This is a genomic window from Enterobacter pseudoroggenkampii (genome assembly GCF_026420145.1).
Classification (GTDB): domain Bacteria; phylum Pseudomonadota; class Gammaproteobacteria; order Enterobacterales; family Enterobacteriaceae; genus Enterobacter; species Enterobacter pseudoroggenkampii.
In genome coordinates this window covers 272,840-289,438 of record NZ_JAPMLV010000003.1, presented here as the reverse complement: position 1 = coordinate 289,438, position 16,599 = coordinate 272,840, and the positions used below count along the sequence as shown (strand labels likewise).

Genomic DNA, 16,599 nt, shown 5'->3' with positions numbered 1-16,599 from the left:
AACGCGGCTTTCGCTCACCGTTGCGAGGTGGCGTATATTACGCTTTCCTCTTTCAGAGTCAACCCGTTATTTCAGGATTTTTTCTCTTCAACCGAACCGCTTGTTGTGTGAAGTGATTCACATCCGCCGTGTCGATGGAGGCGCATTATAGGGAGTTCTCCGCAGGCCGCAACCGCTAAATGACAGAAAAATGACTGACTGCTGCATTCCACAGCAAAACCCCGCCTTATACCTTTTTACACACAGACTTATCCACAATGATACGAAAAAGTGAAAATGTGCGAGCGTTGCGCAAACGTTTTCGTTAAAATGCTCGCGCTTAACAAGGATGCCTCGTCAGGTGTGTTAGATGAGTTTTTCACAGGAAAATTCATCTAACGCTCTCTGTAATCGTGAAATCCAGGGGATTTACCATGCAACAACGTCGTCCAGTCCGCCGCGCTCTGCTCAGTGTTTCTGATAAAGCCGGTATCGTCGAATTCGCTCAGGCACTTTCCGCACGCGGTGTGGAGCTGCTTTCCACAGGCGGTACCGCTCGCCTGTTAGCAGATAAAGGTCTGCCGGTAACCGAAGTGTCCGATTACACCGGTTTCCCGGAAATGATGGATGGACGCGTCAAAACCCTGCATCCAAAAGTCCACGGCGGTATTCTTGGCCGTCGCGGTCAGGACGACGCCATTATGGAACAGCATGACATCGCACCAATCGACATGGTGGTTGTTAACCTCTACCCGTTTGCCCAGACCGTTGCCCGCGAAGGCTGCTCTCTGGAAGATGCCGTAGAGAATATTGATATCGGCGGCCCGACCATGGTGCGCTCCGCGGCCAAGAACCATAAAGATGTCGCCATCGTCGTAAAGAGCAGCGATTACGAAACCATTATTAATGAGATGGATGCCAACGAAGGGTCGCTGACCCTGGAAACGCGTTTCGACCTCGCCATCAAAGCCTTCGAACACACCGCCGCGTACGACAGCATGATCGCCAACTACTTCGGTAGCCTGGTACCGGCTTACCACGGTGAAAGCAAAGATCCTTCCGGCCGCTTCCCGCGCACCCTGAACCTGAACTTCATTAAGAAGCAGGATATGCGCTACGGCGAGAACAGCCACCAGCAGGCTGCCTTCTATATAGAAGAAGAGGTAAAAGAAGCCTCTGTTGCGACTGCCCACCAGGTTCAGGGCAAAGCGCTCTCCTATAACAACATTGCCGACACCGACGCCGCGCTGGAATGCGTGAAAGAGTTCAGCGAGCCAGCCTGCGTTATCGTTAAGCACGCCAACCCATGCGGCGTCGCGGTAAGCACCTCTATTCTGGATGCCTACGATCGCGCCTACAAAACCGACCCGACCTCTGCGTTCGGCGGCATTATCGCCTTCAACCGCGAGCTGGATGCTGAAACGGCTCAGGCCATCATCTCCCGCCAGTTCGTTGAAGTGATCATCGCGCCATCCGCATCCGAAGAGGCGCTCAAAATTACCGCTGCAAAACAGAACGTGCGCGTACTGGTTTGCGGCCAGTGGGCAGAACGCGTGCCGGGCCTGGACTTCAAACGCGTCAACGGCGGCCTGCTGGTTCAGGATCGCGATCTGGGTATGGTGACAGAAGCCGACCTGCGCGTGGTGACCAAACGTCAGCCGACCGAACAGGAACTACGTGACGCGCTGTTCTGCTGGAAAGTGGCGAAGTTCGTCAAATCCAACGCCATCGTCTACGCGAAAGAGAATATGACCATCGGAATAGGTGCTGGCCAGATGAGCCGCGTCTACTCCGCGAAAATCGCGGGCATTAAAGCAGGCGATGAAGGTCTGGAAGTGAAAGGCTCCGCCATGGCTTCTGACGCGTTCTTCCCGTTCCGTGACGGTATCGATGCGGCAGCTGCTGTCGGCATCACCTGTGTGATCCAGCCTGGCGGCTCAATCCGCGACGACGAAGTGATTGCCGCCGCCGACGAACACGGCATTGCGATGATCTTCACCGACATGCGCCACTTCCGCCATTAATTCCCGGAGCTGAAAATGAAAGTATTAGTAATTGGTAACGGCGGACGCGAGCACGCGCTGGCGTGGAAAGCGGCGCAGTCTCCGCTGGTGAAAACGGTCTTCGTGGCGCCGGGTAACGCCGGTACCGCACTGGAGCCGACTCTACAGAACGTTGCCATTGGCGTAACCGACATTCCGGCGCTGCTGAGCTTTGCCCAGAGCGAGAAAATCGACCTGACCATCGTCGGCCCGGAAGCGCCGCTGGTGATTGGCGTCGTTGACGCGTTCCGCGCGGCGGGCCTGACAATCTTCGGGCCAACACAAGGGGCCGCGCAGCTGGAAGGCTCCAAAGCCTTCACCAAAGATTTCCTCGCGCGTCATAACATCCCGACGGCGGAATATCAGAATTTCACTGAAGTGGAGCCTGCTCTGGCCTACTTACGTGAGAAGGGCGCGCCGATTGTTATCAAGGCCGACGGTCTGGCCGCCGGTAAAGGCGTGATCGTCGCGATGACGCTCGAAGAAGCCGAAGCCGCGGTTCAGGACATGCTGGCAGGTAACGCTTTCGGCGATGCGGGCCACCGTATCGTGATTGAAGAGTTCCTCGACGGTGAAGAAGCCAGCTTTATCGTGATGGTCGACGGCGAGCACGTTCTGCCGATGGCCACCAGCCAGGACCACAAGCGTGTAGGCAATGCCGATACCGGCCCGAATACCGGCGGAATGGGCGCCTACTCCCCTGCTCCGGTCGTGACTGACGAAGTTCATCAACGCACCATGGATCGCGTCATCTGGCCAACCGTGAAAGGGATGGCGGCGGAAGGTAACACCTACACCGGTTTCCTCTACGCGGGCCTGATGATCGACAAGCAGGGTAACCCTAAGGTTATCGAATTCAACTGCCGCTTTGGCGATCCGGAAACTCAGCCCATCATGCTGCGCATGAAATCCGATCTGGTGGATCTGTGTCTGGCAGCCTGCGAAGGTAAGCTGGACGAGAAAACGTCAGAGTGGGACGAGCGTGCATCTCTGGGTGTGGTGATTGCTGCGGGTGGTTATCCGGGTAATTACAACACCGGGGATGAGATCCACGGTCTGCCGCTGGAAGAGATTGACGGTGCGAAGGTGTTCCATGCCGGTACGAAGCTGGCTGAAGACGATCGCGTTCTGACCAACGGCGGACGCGTGCTGTGTGCGACCGCGCTGGGTCATACCGTGGCAGAAGCGCAGAAGCGCGCCTATGCGCTGATGGCGGATATTCACTGGAACGGTAGCTTTAGCCGTCAGGATATCGGCTATCGCGCGATTGCGCGCGAGCAGGGGGAGTAATTCCTCCTCGCCCTCACCCTCTCCCTCAAGGGAGAGGGGATTTACCTCAAAAACTCTTCTCTGTCGGCTGCCAGGTACAGAAGTCTTCGTTCGCCACCAGCAGCAGCTGAGAGCCTTCCGGCGCTTCCAGCCACGCCACACTCACTTCCATTGAGGAATGACGCTGACGGCGTTGAATGTGTTCGGTCGCCCAGGATTCAAGCTCAGGCTTGACCGTTTGCCCTTCGCAGGTGGTTACCGTCCCGTCGTTATGCCAGCGCCCCTGGCGCAGCACAACGCGTCCCAGACGAAGCGCATCGCTGGTCTGGCGAATTTGTTCGGCACGATAACGGTAGAGGGCGATTTGATCGCTGGAAAGCTGCTGTTTTTGACCGCTGACTTCGCGCTGCATAAAGCTCAGCTCGCCATGGTCGTCAAAACGCACTTTCACGTGTTCGGGGGTCTTGCTGTAGACGTTCAGTTCAATCAGCGACAGGTCATCTCCCTGCCAGCGATATTCCGCCGTCGACGTATTGCCGTTATGCCACGGGCTAAAGGCAGAAAGCAGATGCACTTCGCCGCCGGAATCTTTGCGCCAGATCCTGACTGCCCCCTGGTTGTCCGCGTAGCCGCTGGCGGTAAACGGCGGCAGGGAGGTGTCGTGGCTGCAGGCGGACAGCAGCAGCATGCCTGCCAGCGCGAGCGTTCCGCGCCAGAAAGACAAAAGGGGCGTTGCCGCCCCTTCGCTAAAACTGTTCACTGCCACGCGTCTTACTTAACTGCGTCTTTCAGTGCTTTACCAGAAACAAATGCCGGCACGTTCGCTGCGGCGATTTTGATTTCTTTACCGGTCTGCGGGTTGCGGCCAGTACGCTCAGCGCGGTGGTTCACTTTGAAGGTACCGAAACCAACCAGTTGTACAGCATCGCCTTCTTTCAGAGACTCAGTAATAGCAGCCAGGGTAGATTCCAGAGCAGCTTTAGCCTGCACTTTAGACAGATCAGCCTTGTCCGCAATTACATCAATCAGTTGAGTCTTGTTCATAAGTTATCCTTTCAATGTGTTTATCGCTTGCTAAGCATCGAGTGCGACGAAAATGCCAAAAAAGCACTCTCCTGCATACACGCACCGATAGCCACTTTTTTTCGCCCCCCAAATGTAGACCAGACAAGGGGCGAAAGGGAAGAGTCGAGGAGCGACAAAACGGGCGTTATCTCAAGTTTTCTTATCTCATTGGTTAAAAATTATACCAATATTACTCTCACCGGCCTCACGTAAGTCCGCGCGCAGCCCTTTTATCAGTTCAATATCGCGTTCTTCACACTCTGCCAGCAGGCGGAAAATTTCCCACTGAATGTCCCATTCTTGCTCCACGGCCGGGTTTGCACGCAGCTCTTCATCGGTCATTTCGCGACCTTCCTGGGTCATTTCCAACATTGCCACGGTAGTGATAGAGGCCTTACTGACTTCGATAGCGTGCTCCAGCGTCTCACCGCTCAGACGGGAGTGAAGCAGTTCGCTTAACGCCACGCAGGCATCAATCGCCGGGTAGACGCCGTACAGGTCAAAATCATCCGCTACCGGAATCGCCTCTTCGAGCTTTTCGAGCTGAGAGTCGAAATTCACCTTCGCGTCTTTCACCGTCAGCGTTTCCCAGATCAGATCCAGAATGCGGCGGTAGATATGGCCATCACCAAAGCCCGTCTGCTTACAGAACGCGGCATAGTTGGGATACATGCGCTCGCACAGGCAAGCCATAAAGGTGACGTGCTGCCAGCTTTCCAGCTTTTCAAGGCGCAGGTGAATCGGGTTTTGTAGCATGATGATCTCTCGAATCGAAAATTAGGCGCAGTTTACCTGAATCACCGCTGAATTTCCTGCCAACGAACAAAAGCCGGACGCGAAGAGGCCACCGCGTCTGCCCAGCGCGTCGGCTCCGGTAAGCGGTAGCCGTTCATGCAGCGCTGTACCCACGCCAGAGCGCTGTCCATGCTCACCCGATGGCCGGTGGCGATGAACAGCGGATTACAGCGAGCCTTGCTGCGCCAGACCCACGCCAGTTGCTCGCCTTTATGGATAAGCGGTGCCAGCGCGCCCGGCTCGGCGGAGAGTGGCTCAAACGCGCCGCACAGGCGTTTCTTGGCAACGCCAATGGTCGGCACATCCACCAGCAGCCCAAAGTGGCTGGCAACGCCTAAACGGCGCGGGTGTGAGATCCCATGCCCATCGACAAACAGCAGGTCAGGTTTTTGCGAGAGCTGCTCCCACGCTGCCAGCAGCGCGGGATATTCGCGGAAGGAGAGAAAGCCCGGGATATACGGCATGGTGGTCGCGATACGCGCGACCTTGTACTCCACCAGCTCAAGCGAAGGGTATTTCAGTACCACCATCGCCGCTCGCGTCACTTCCCCACCCTGCTCGAACCCGACGTCTGCTCCGCCAATGTACTGCGGAGGATCCTTATCCAGACGATCCTCGCGGATCACCGATGAGGCCAGTTCGATTTGTTGAGCGCGTAGCGACGCGAGATCCATAACGACTCCTTACTTGTGATACTGGGCAGAAAGCCGATGCACCGCCTCCACAAATACGCCTGCGTGCTCTGGCGGTACATCCTGATGAATACCGTGGCCGAGGTTAAAGACGTGGCCTTCCCCCTGGCCGAAACCAGACAGTATAGTCGACACTTCTTCTTCAATGCGGGCTGGCGGCGCATAGAGCATGGACGGGTCCATGTTGCCCTGCAGCGCCACTTTGTCACCCACGCGACGACGCGCATCGGCAATATCGGTGGTCCAGTCGAGCCCCAGCGCGTCGCAGCCGGTTGCCGCCATCGCTTCCAGCCACTGACCGCCACCTTTAGTGAACAGCGTCACCGGCACGCGGCGACCTTCGTTTTCACGCAGCAGGCCGTCTACGATTTTGTGCATGTAATACAGGGAGAACTGTTGATAATCGCGTCCGGTCAGCACACCGCCCCAGGTATCGAAAATCATCACCGACTGCGCACCGGCTTTAATCTGCGCGTTCAGATAGAGGGTGACGCTCTTCGCCAGCTTGTCGAGCAGCGCATGCAGGGCCAGCGGCTCGGCGTACATCATCTTTTTAATCAGGGTGAAGGCTTTGCTGCTGCCCCCTTCCACCATATAGGTTGCCAGCGTCCACGGGCTGCCGGAGAAGCCAATCAGCGGCACTTCACCTTTCAGCTCGCGGCGAATGGTGCGTACGGCGTTCATCACGTAGCCCAGCTCGCCTTCCGGATCGGGGATCGGCAGCTTATCCACATCGGCTTTGCTTTTAATTGGGGAGGTGAAACGCGGGCCTTCACCGGTTTCGAAGTACAGGCCAAGGCCCATGGCATCCGGAATGGTCAGGATATCCGAGAAGAGGATCGCAGCATCCAGCGGGAAGCGGCGCAGCGGCTGGAGCGTCACTTCACAGGCCAGCTCGGCGTTTTTGCACAGCGACATAAAATCGCCCGCCTGCGCGCGCGTGGCTTTGTACTCTGGCAGATAGCGTCCCGCCTGGCGCATCATCCACACCGGGGTGACATCAACGGGCTGGCGCAGCAGCGCACGCAGATAACGATCGTTCTTCAGTTCGGTCATTTTTGCAGTTCCTTAAGCGTCATGGCCTCAGTGTAACACTACTCATACTCGGCCCGACACATCGCCACGGTATCTTCTATCAGCCGACGCGCCACGGTGCCCGGCGGAGGTAACAGCGGTAAATCGTCGTAGCGATACCAGTTCGCATCCAGCAGCTCTTTCTGATCGATAACGATCTCGCCGCTGTCATATTCGGCCATAAAGGCCGTCATCAGCGACTGCGGGAACGGCCACGGCTGGGAGGTGACGTAGCACAGGTTCTTCACTTTGATCCCGCTCTCCTCCATCACCTCGCGCGCCACCGCCTGCTCCAGCGTTTCGCCCACTTCGACGAAGCCGGCCAGCACGGTATGAACGCCGTTGCGATGACGGGTATGCTGCGCCAGCAGGATGGAATCCTCCCGGCGGATAGCGACGATGATGCACGGCGCAATCTGCGGATAGTAGCGTTCGCGGCAGTGGTTGCAGAGCATCGCCCATTCGGTTTTGCTCGGACGCATGGTATGGCCGCAATAGCCGCAGTATTTATGCGAGCGGTAAAACTCCGCCAGCTGCACGCCGCGCCCCGCCAGCTGGAACAGCCCGACATCCAGATCCAGCACCTGGCGCACAGATCCCATATCCTGGCGGCGGGGCTGTTGGATCAACCACACGGGCTCACCCTGCCACTCGCCGATCTGTAGCGCTGGCTGGCCAGCAAGATCAAACGTCTCAGCTGCGCCATAGGGGATTTCCCCGGCAGGGAGCCATAATTTTTGTTCGTGACTGACGATCCACCAACCAAGATCTGATTTTTCAATAATACGATCCATATCTATTGCACTACCTTCGCTTCACTGACATGTTGTTAGCATTGTGGTTACATTCTGGATAAGCAGATTCAATCCTACATTTTGCGGAGTCGACCATGTTAAACCAGCTGGAAAGCCTGACTGAGCGCGTTAGAGGAAGTAACAAACTGGTGGATCGCTGGCTACATGTGCGCAAGCATCTACTCGTGGCTTATTACAATCTGGTCGGCATTAAGCCTGGCAAAGAATCGTTTATGCGACTGAATGAAAAAGCGCTGGATGATTTTTGTCAGGGCCTGGTCGACTATCTGTCCGACGGCCATTTCAATATTTATGAACGCATTATCCGCGAAATGGAAGGGACAACACCGTATTTAGCAGCCAGCAAGCTCTATCCGCTGCTGGAAGCCAACACCCAGCAGATCATGGATTACTATGATTCCGCGCTCGAGAACGCCATCGATCACGATAACTATCTTGAGTTTCAGCGGGCGCTATCCGACCTCGGTGAAGCGCTGGAAGAGCGATTCACGCTGGAAGATAAGCTGATCGCCCTCGTGCTGGACAATGATTTGAACATCAGTAACGAAGAGAACGTCGCGCGCCCTGCTTGAGTTCTTCACCGTTAACGAGTAATTTACAACCATTCGCCCCTCTCACGAGGGGGATTTTTCTTGTCGGAGTGCCCAGCGCCTGAAAGCGCGGGCTGAGACCGTTAATTCGGGATCCGCGGAACCTGATCAGGCTAATACCTGCGAAGGGAACAAGAGTCACACTGCTGTTGTATCGCTCCCCGGGCGATCCTCTCTTGCTTCATCCGTCGTCTGACAAGCCATGTCCTTCACTTTTGGAATGAGCTATGTCTACTGCAAAACTGACCCGCCGCGAACAGCGCGCACAGGCCCAACACTTCATCGACACCCTGGAAGGCACCGCTTTCCCGAACTCGAAACGCATCTACATTTCCGGCTCGCAGGCCGATATCCGCGTCCCAATGCGCGAAATCCAGCTCAGCCCGACGCTTATCGGCGGCAGCAAAGATAACCCGCAGTACGAAGACAACGAAGCCGTGCCGGTGTATGACACCTCCGGTCCGTACGGCGACCCTGATGTTGCCATCAACGTCCAGCAGGGTCTGGCTAAGCTGCGCCAGCCGTGGATTGAGGCGCGTAACGACTGCGAAGAACTCAGCGTACGCAGCTCTGCGTACACCAAAGAGCGCCTGGCCGACGACGGTCTGGACGAGCTGCGCTTTACCGGCCTGCTGACGCCAAAACGCGCTAAAGCGGGCAAATGCGTGACCCAGCTGCACTACGCCCGCCAGGGCATCGTCACGCCGGAAATGGAATTCATCGCCATCCGCGAAAACATGGGTCGCGAGCGCATCCGTAGCGAAGTGCTGCGCTATCAGCATCCGGGTGAAGGCTTTGGCGCTCGCCTGCCGGAGAACATCACGCCGGAGTTTGTGCGTGACGAAGTGGCCGCCGGGCGCGCGATTATCCCCGCCAACATTAACCACCCGGAATCCGAGCCGATGATTATCGGCCGCAACTTCCTGGTGAAGGTCAACGCGAACATCGGTAACTCGGCCGTCACCTCCTCCATCGAAGAAGAGGTGGAAAAGCTGGTCTGGTCCACGCGCTGGGGCGCGGACACGGTAATGGATCTCTCCACCGGCCGCTATATTCACGAAACCCGCGAATGGATCCTGCGTAACAGCCCGGTACCGATTGGCACCGTCCCGATTTATCAGGCGCTGGAGAAGGTCAACGGCATTGCCGAAGACCTCACCTGGGAAGCGTTCCGCGACACGCTGCTGGAGCAGGCCGAGCAGGGCGTGGACTACTTCACCATTCACGCGGGCGTGCTGCTGCGCTACGTGCCGATGACGGCGAAGCGTCTGACCGGTATCGTCTCGCGCGGCGGTTCCATCATGGCGAAGTGGTGCCTGTCCCATCACCAGGAAAACTTCCTCTACGAACACTTCCGCGAGATCTGCGAAATCTGCGCCGCCTATGACGTCTCCCTGTCGCTGGGCGACGGCCTGCGTCCGGGCTCCATCCGCGACGCCAACGACGAAGCGCAGTTTGCCGAGCTGCACACGCTGGGCGAGCTGACTAAAATCGCCTGGGAGTATGACGTGCAGGTAATGATTGAAGGCCCGGGACACGTGCCGATGCAGATGATCCGCCGCAACATGACCGAAGAGCTGGAGCACTGCCATGAGGCCCCGTTCTATACCCTGGGACCGTTGACCACCGATATTGCGCCGGGCTATGACCACTTCACCTCAGGCATTGGCGCGGCGATGATCGGCTGGTTCGGCTGCGCCATGCTCTGCTACGTGACGCCGAAAGAGCACCTCGGCCTGCCAAACAAAGAGGACGTGAAGCAGGGGCTGATTACCTACAAAATTGCCGCCCACGCGGCGGATCTGGCCAAAGGCCACCCGGGGGCGCAAATCCGCGATAACGCCATGTCGAAGGCGCGCTTTGAATTCCGCTGGGAAGACCAGTTCAACCTGGCGCTGGATCCGTTCACCGCCCGCGCCTATCACGACGAGACCCTGCCGCAGGAATCAGGCAAAGTCGCGCACTTCTGCTCTATGTGCGGGCCAAAATTCTGCTCGATGAAAATCAGCCAGGAAGTGCGTGACTACGCCGCAGCGCAAACCATTGAAGTGGGCATGGCGGACATGTCTGAAACCTTCCGCGCCAAAGGCGGCGAAATCTACCTCAAAAAAGAGGAGGCGTAATGTACCAGCCCGATTTCCCACCCGTCCCCTACCGTTTAGGGCTCTATCCGGTGGTGGACAGCGTGGCGTGGATAGAGCGACTGCTGGAGGCAGGCGTTCGCACCCTCCAGCTACGCATCAAGGATAAGCGCGATGACGAGGTGGAAGCCGATGTGGTTGCCGCCATCGCGCTGGGGCGTCGGTATAACGCCCGCCTGTTTATCAACGACTACTGGCGGCTGGCCGTTAAGCATCAGGCTTACGGCGTGCATCTGGGTCAGGAAGACCTCGAAACAACGGATCTGAGCGCTATCCGTGAAGCCGGGCTGCGTCTTGGCGTGTCAACGCACGATGACATGGAGATCGACGTGGCCCTGGCGGCCCGTCCCTCTTACATCGCGCTGGGCCACGTCTTCCCGACGCAAACCAAGCAGATGCCCTCCGCACCGCAGGGTCTGACGCAGCTGGCGAGTCACGTTAAACGCCTTGCCGATTACCCCACCGTCGCCATCGGCGGAATCAGCCTTGAACGCGCCCCGGCGGTGCTGGAGACCGGCGTCGGCAGCATCGCCGTCGTCAGCGCCATCACCCAGGCTGCAGACTGGCGGTCCGCCACCGAACAGCTGTTACAGCTGGCAGGAGCTGGCGATGAACGATCGTGATTTTATGCGCTACAGCCGTCAGATCCTGCTGGAAGATATCGCCATCGACGGGCAGCAAAAGCTGCTCGCCAGCCGGGTGCTGATTGTCGGTCTGGGCGGATTAGGCGCTCCCGCCGCGCTTTATCTGGCAGGTGCAGGTATCGGTACGCTGGTGCTGGCCGACGACGACGAGGTTCACCTCAGCAACCTGCAGCGACAAATCCTCTTTACCACCGAGGATATCAACCAGCCGAAAGCAAAAATCACCCGGCAGCGGCTGAACCAGCTTAACCCGGATATCGAGCTGATTGCCTTACAGGAGCGTCTTAGCGGTGAAAGCCTGCACCGTGAAGTCGCCCTTGCCGACGTGGTGCTGGACTGTACCGACAACATGGCGACGCGCCAGGCGATTAACGCCGCCTGCGTGGCAAATCATACGCCGCTTATCACCGCCAGCGCGGTGGGGTTCGGCGGGCAGATGATGGTTCTGACGCCACCGTGGACGCAGGGCTGCTATCGCTGTCTGTGGCCGGATGATGCCGAGCCAGCGCGCAACTGCCGGACGGCGGGCATTCTGGGTCCGGTGGTCGGCGTAATGGGCACCATGCAGGCGCTGGAAGCCATCAAGCTGCTCAGCGGCATGGAGACAGAACGCAATACGCTGCGGCTGTTTGATGCCCGCTCAGCCGGCTGGCGCCAGCTGGCGTTACGCCGCGCCAGCCGCTGCCCGGTATGTGGAGGCCGCGATGCGCATTCTGTTTAACGATGAGCCGATGAGATGCGAAGACGGGCTCACCGTTGCGGTACTGCTCGACAAGCTGCGTCAACTCAAGCCGGGAACGGCGCTGGCGCTCAATCAACAGATCCTGCCGCGCGAGCAGTGGGAACATCAGCAGGTCAATGACGGCGACCAGATCCTGCTGTTTCAGGTTATCGCAGGGGGCTGAGATGTTACGTATTGCCGATAAAGTCTTTGATTCACATCTGTTTACCGGAACCGGAAAATTCGCCTCGCCGCAGCTGATGGTGGATGCCATTCGCGAAAGCGGCAGCCAGCTGGTGACGCTGGCGCTCAAGCGCGTGGATCTGCGTCATCACAGCGATGCCATTCTGGCGCCTTTACTGGAGGCAGGCGTCACGCTGCTGCCCAACACCTCCGGTGCCAAAACGGCCGAAGAGGCGATTTTCGCCGCGCAGCTGGCCCGCGAGGCGCTCGGCACCCGCTGGCTGAAGCTGGAAATTCATCCTGACGCCCGCTGGCTGCTGCCCGACCCTATCGAAACGCTGAAAGCGGCTGAAAAGCTGGTGCAGCAAGGGTTTACCGTCCTGCCTTACTGCGGCGCCGACCCTGTCCTGTGCAAACGGCTGGAAGAGATCGGCTGCGCCGCCGTCATGCCGCTGGGCGCCCCCATTGGCTCCAACCAGGGGCTGGAGACCCGTGCGATGCTGGAAATCATTATTGAGCAGGCTACCGTGCCGGTGGTGGTTGATGCGGGCATTGGCGTGCCCAGCCATGCCGCACAGGCGCTGGAGATGGGCGCCGACGCGGTGCTGGTGAATACGGCCATCGCGGTTGCCGACGATCCGGTCATGATGGCGCGTGCGTTCCGCATGGCCGTAGAGGCTGGGTTGCTGGCAAGGGAGTCCGGCCCCGGCTCGCGCAGTTTCCAGGCGCAGGCCACCAGCCCGCTGACCGGTTTTCTGGAGGCGATCTCATGAGCACGTTTACCGAGCGCTGGCGGCAGCTTAACTGGGACGACATTGCCCTGCGCATCAACAGCAAAACGGCGGCTGACGTGGAGCGTGCGCTGAATGCCCGCCATCTGACCCGCGAGGATCTGATGGCCCTGCTCTCCCCGGCGGCCAGTGCGTACCTCGAACCGATGGCCCAGCGAGCACAGCGGCTCACCCGCCAGCGTTTTGGCAACACGGTGAGTTTCTACGTGCCGCTCTATCTCTCAAACCTGTGCGCCAATGACTGCACCTATTGCGGTTTCTCCATGAGCAACCGCATCAAACGTAAAACGCTCGATGAAGGTGAGATTGCCCGTGAGTGTGCGGCTATTCGTGAAATGGGCTTTGAACATCTTCTGCTGGTCACGGGCGAGCATCAGGGGAAAGTGGGAATGGACTATTTCCGTCAGCACCTTCCCGCCATTCGTCGTCAGTTTGCGTCGTTGCAGATGGAAGTTCAGCCCCTGGCGCAGGAGGAGTACGCGGAGCTCAAAACCCTCGGGCTGGACGGGGTCATGGTCTACCAGGAAACCTACCACGAGGCGACGTACGCCCGGCACCACCTGAAGGGTAAGAAACAGGATTTCTTTTTCCGGCTGGAAACGCCGGACAGGCTGGGTCGCGCCGGCATCGACAAAATCGGTCTGGGTGCGCTGATCGGGCTCTCCGACAGCTGGCGGGTGGATTGTTACATGGTGGCGGAACATTTGCTGTGGCTTCAGCAGCGCTACTGGCAGAGCCGTTATTCCATCTCCTTCCCGCGTCTGAGGCCCTGCGCGGGCGGGATTGAACCGGCTTCGCTGATGGATGAACGCCAGCTGGTGCAAACCATCTGCGCGTTTCGCCTGCTCGCTCCGGAAGTGGAATTATCGCTCTCAACGCGTGAGTCCCCGGCGTTTCGCGATCGCGTTATCCCGCTTGCGATTAACAACGTCAGCGCGTTTTCCAAAACACAGCCTGGCGGCTACGCCGACGATCATCCGGAGCTCGAGCAGTTTGCGCCGCATGATGGACGACGTCCGGAAGCGGTCGCCGCCGCTCTGACGGCGCAGGGTCTTCAGCCTGTCTGGAAAGACTGGGACAGCTGGCTGGGAAGAGCCTCGCAGTGACGTTGAAACGCTCTGCAACATCATAAAAAATTGTCGAGGCGCGACGAAAAGGCAAAACCGGAGGATTGTCAGCGATCGTCCGGTTTTTTATTGTCACACGGTCAGCAACGGATGCTGACCAGGGCGAAAAGCTTCTTCCTCGTTTCGCCCTGCCTCTGGTTCATTGCACAAACGGCCCCAGCCAGGTGAATAAGTATTTTCTTAATGGTTCTTAAGATAAATCATCCCGTCAGAAATCGTGTGCCGTATAATTCACCGCTAACCGCAGGACAGCGACTATGCTGAGAGGATATCGGCAGACGAACAGTATTCACCATCAGGAACGATGTACAGCTCATGGCACTTCACAGCAAAAAGCTCTCTTTTACCCGGCCAATCATGCTCAGCTTCGCGGGGATCCTCTGCAGTTTTGCGGTGATCGCGATCGCGGTGACGCTATCGCAACGAAAGGATTTTCTTGAGGATTATCATAAGATCAATAGCAATTTCACGCACAACCTGGCGGTGAACTACACCGAATCTATCCTGCGTGAAAACGACTATATCCTGGGCCGTTCCGCGATGTACTTTGCACGTGACGACAGGCTAAACGAGACGCTGAACGTCAATCCGACGCAGGGGCTGCAGATGATGATGCATTTGCAGAACCTGATGCCGACCGTCTCCTCCATCTCGCTGGCGGACACGCAGGGGCATTACCTCCGCGCACCGGAAGTGCTCCCCACGGAGACGAGTAAAACCTTCGATCCCCGGACGCGACCGTGGTTTGTCGCTCAGGCGGAAGCCAGCATCTTCAGCCACTATACCCGTCCTTATATGGATTACTTTACGGGGCATCCCACGGTCACTCTTTATAAGCCAGTGATTTCACCAGAAGGCAGACTGAAGGGAACGCTCGCGTTTCATCTCGATTTGACATCAATGGGCTACACCCTGCGTCAGATGGTGGCGCCCGTTCAGGGGGAATTTTTCGTCGTCGAGCGTGACGGTGCTGTGGTGCTGCATCCGGATACCGGCGCGCTCTTCAAGCAGTACGTGAGCGAAGCGCTGATGGACAAAATGACCAGCGGTGAAGGCCACCTTTACGACAAGAAAAGCAACGCCTGGTATTACTACTACTCGTTTACCAACCCGGACTGGTTTGTCATTTACCGGGTATCGGATGCAACGCTCACCGATATTACCCGCCACGAAACGACGATCGTTGGCTGGGGGTTTGCGCTGGCGGCCATCATCATCATCCTCTTCGGCTTATACCTCCGCCACGCCTCGCGTAGCGTGCTGATGCATATTATCAATGCCATCAAAACCGGCGACGTCAGCGAGGCGCCGCGCCTGGAAGCGATGCTGAGCCACACGATTCAGTCCAATAAAGAGCGTGAGATGGCCTATGTGCGTCAGGCCACTCACGATGCGCTGACGGGCTGTAAAAACCGCCGCGCGTTCGATAGCGATATCGCGGAGCTGCTGAATGCCCAGCAGCCTTTCGCGATGGCGCTGGTGGATATTGATAACTTCAAGTCGATTAACGACACGCTGGGCCATCTGACCGGTGATATCGTTCTGCGTAACGTGGCCCGCGAAGGGCTCCAGATCATGCAGCCACATCACGTCTCGCTTTACCGTTATGGTGGAGAAGAGTTTGCGGTAATTTTCCAGGCTGAGCAGATGACTTCTGCGCTCTCATTACTGGAAGCATGGCGTACCGCTGTTGAAAAACGTGTCTGGCGGGAAGAAAACCTGCGGGTTACGTTCAGCGGCGGTCTTGGGGAGTGGCATTTTGAACCGCTGGAGCACTTTATCGGAAGCGTTGATAACGCTCTTTACAGCGCCAAACAGCAGGGCAAAAACCGCATCAACCGAACGTCCATCAGCTAATCCTCCCTCTTTCACCCTGCCCGCTTCCACGGGCCGGGTACCCGACAATGCAAAATTGTAACCGGTTTCAGAAAATCGCCGGTTTCTTTGTGATGCCTGACACACAATCGCGGTAAACCGGTTGTTGAAGCGGTCTGCACGGGATAATTATCAATAAACACATGTAGATCGAGGCTGATTATGAAGAACATCGTTTTATGCTGTGCAGCGGGAATGTCAACCAGCATGCTGGTTCAACGTATGAAAGACGCCGCGCAGAAAAAAGGGGTTGAAGTCACGATTAAAGCCGTTCCGGTTGCGGAGTTTAAAGACAACATCGCAACGGCCGACATCGTATTGCTGGGGCCACAGGTTAAATACGAGCAGGCCAAACTCCAGGCACAGGCCGAGCCGCTAGGTAAAAAGGTCGCGGTGATCGACATGATGGATTACGGCATGATGAAAGGTGATGCCGTACTGGAAAAAGCGCTCAAACTTCTGGAGTCATAATGGAAGACTTAGAAACCACGATTATGGAACTGCTGGTCAACGCAGGCGCGGCGCGCAGTGCGGCCCTGACGGCGTTACAGATGGCGCGTAAAGGTGAGTTTGACGAAGCAGAAAAAGCGATGGAAGAGTCGCGTGAATATGTGAAGCATGCGCACACGATCCAGACGCAGCTTATCGGTCTTGATGAGGGAACCGGGAAGCTTCCGGTTAATCTGATCACCGTTCACTCTCAGGATCACCTGATGAACGCGATGGTCATTCAGGATCTGGCGGGCGATATGATTGAGCTTTATCGTCGGATCCCGCTGGTGAATTGAAAACATGC

18 protein-coding genes and 1 riboswitch are annotated in these 16,599 nt (G+C 57.4%); of the genes, 12 read left to right on the top strand and 6 right to left on the bottom strand.

Annotated elements, in window-relative coordinates:
* Window positions 1-413 precede the first annotated feature (413 nt).
* Window positions 414-2,003, top strand: a complete 1,590-nt coding sequence (gene purH / locus OTG14_RS16885; RefSeq protein ID WP_048990362.1) for a bifunctional phosphoribosylaminoimidazolecarboxamide formyltransferase/IMP cyclohydrolase — start codon at window positions 414-416, stop codon at window positions 2,001-2,003.
* A 15-nt stretch (window positions 2,004-2,018) separates the two neighbouring features.
* The gene (purD, locus tag OTG14_RS16880; protein ID WP_048990364.1) at window positions 2,019-3,311 is read left to right on the top strand and encodes a phosphoribosylamine--glycine ligase; all 1,293 of its coding nucleotides are present in this window, start codon (window positions 2,019-2,021) and stop codon (window positions 3,309-3,311) included.
* Window positions 3,312-3,357: 46 nt separating this feature from the next.
* Here purD and OTG14_RS16875 read toward each other — a convergent pair whose 3' ends face one another.
* The 6 genes from OTG14_RS16875 to nudC form a co-directional block, all read right to left on the bottom strand.
* On the bottom strand, window positions 3,358-4,050 hold the full coding sequence (locus tag OTG14_RS16875; RefSeq protein ID WP_024908250.1) for a DUF1481 domain-containing protein: 693 nt from the start codon (window positions 4,048-4,050) through the stop codon (window positions 3,358-3,360).
* 11 nt (window positions 4,051-4,061) lie between these two features.
* A complete protein-coding gene (gene hupA, locus OTG14_RS16870; RefSeq protein ID WP_002445246.1) occupies window positions 4,062-4,334 on the bottom strand; it encodes a nucleoid-associated protein HU-alpha in 273 nt (90 codons plus the stop codon).
* Window positions 4,335-4,520: 186 nt separating this feature from the next.
* Window positions 4,521-5,111 (bottom strand): YjaG family protein, encoded by a 591-nt coding sequence (locus OTG14_RS16865; protein ID WP_008503468.1) that lies wholly within the window; start codon window positions 5,109-5,111, stop codon window positions 4,521-4,523.
* Between the two features lie 41 nt (window positions 5,112-5,152).
* Complete coding sequence (gene nfi / locus OTG14_RS16860; protein ID WP_032648402.1) at window positions 5,153-5,824, bottom strand: deoxyribonuclease V; 672 nt, start codon at window positions 5,822-5,824, stop codon at window positions 5,153-5,155.
* Window positions 5,825-5,833: 9 nt separating this feature from the next.
* Window positions 5,834-6,898, bottom strand: coding sequence for a uroporphyrinogen decarboxylase (gene hemE, locus OTG14_RS16855; protein WP_024908252.1), 1,065 nt, complete (start codon window positions 6,896-6,898; stop codon window positions 5,834-5,836).
* A 38-nt stretch (window positions 6,899-6,936) separates the two neighbouring features.
* Entirely contained in the window at window positions 6,937-7,710 is a 774-nt protein-coding gene (gene nudC, locus OTG14_RS16850; RefSeq protein WP_267215413.1) for an NAD(+) diphosphatase, read from the bottom strand.
* A gap of 95 nt (window positions 7,711-7,805) precedes the next feature.
* On the opposite strand from nudC, the gene OTG14_RS16845 reads away from it, so the two are divergent.
* From OTG14_RS16845 to OTG14_RS16800, 10 genes are all read left to right on the top strand, one after another.
* Entirely contained in the window at window positions 7,806-8,303 is a 498-nt protein-coding gene (locus OTG14_RS16845; RefSeq protein ID WP_023334107.1) for an Rsd/AlgQ family anti-sigma factor, read from the top strand.
* Between the two features lie 54 nt (window positions 8,304-8,357).
* A riboswitch (TPP riboswitch) is annotated at window positions 8,358-8,469 on the top strand.
* Window positions 8,470-8,548: 79 nt separating this feature from the next.
* Window positions 8,549-10,444: a phosphomethylpyrimidine synthase ThiC gene (gene thiC, locus OTG14_RS16840; protein WP_267215408.1), complete on the top strand. Its 1,896-nt coding sequence runs from the start codon at window positions 8,549-8,551 to the stop codon at window positions 10,442-10,444.
* Complete coding sequence (gene thiE, locus OTG14_RS16835; protein ID WP_208763399.1) at window positions 10,444-11,085, top strand: thiamine phosphate synthase; 642 nt, start codon at window positions 10,444-10,446, stop codon at window positions 11,083-11,085. The genes thiC and thiE overlap by 1 nt, the downstream gene beginning before the upstream one ends.
* On the top strand, window positions 11,072-11,827 hold the full coding sequence (locus OTG14_RS16830) for a HesA/MoeB/ThiF family protein (RefSeq protein ID WP_061716173.1): 756 nt from the start codon (window positions 11,072-11,074) through the stop codon (window positions 11,825-11,827). Before thiE ends, OTG14_RS16830 begins: the two co-directional genes overlap by 14 nt.
* Window positions 11,811-12,011, top strand: a complete 201-nt coding sequence (gene thiS / locus OTG14_RS16825) for a sulfur carrier protein ThiS (RefSeq protein ID WP_024908257.1) — start codon at window positions 11,811-11,813, stop codon at window positions 12,009-12,011. Before OTG14_RS16830 ends, thiS begins: the two co-directional genes overlap by 17 nt.
* A 1-nt stretch (window position 12,012) precedes the next feature.
* Window positions 12,013-12,783 (top strand): thiazole synthase, encoded by a 771-nt coding sequence (thiG, locus tag OTG14_RS16820; RefSeq protein WP_267215404.1) that lies wholly within the window; start codon window positions 12,013-12,015, stop codon window positions 12,781-12,783.
* A complete protein-coding gene (thiH, locus tag OTG14_RS16815) occupies window positions 12,780-13,907 on the top strand; it encodes a 2-iminoacetate synthase ThiH (protein ID WP_248166160.1) in 1,128 nt (375 codons plus the stop codon). The genes thiG and thiH overlap by 4 nt, the downstream gene beginning before the upstream one ends.
* A 336-nt stretch (window positions 13,908-14,243) precedes the next feature.
* A complete protein-coding gene (locus tag OTG14_RS16810; protein ID WP_267215402.1) occupies window positions 14,244-15,785 on the top strand; it encodes a sensor domain-containing diguanylate cyclase in 1,542 nt (513 codons plus the stop codon).
* 180 nt (window positions 15,786-15,965) lie between these two features.
* Complete coding sequence (locus OTG14_RS16805) at window positions 15,966-16,274, top strand: PTS sugar transporter subunit IIB (RefSeq protein ID WP_023334100.1); 309 nt, start codon at window positions 15,966-15,968, stop codon at window positions 16,272-16,274.
* A complete protein-coding gene (locus OTG14_RS16800; RefSeq protein ID WP_008503455.1) occupies window positions 16,274-16,591 on the top strand; it encodes a PTS lactose/cellobiose transporter subunit IIA in 318 nt (105 codons plus the stop codon). Before OTG14_RS16805 ends, OTG14_RS16800 begins: the two co-directional genes overlap by 1 nt.
* Window positions 16,592-16,599: the final 8 nt, after the last annotated feature.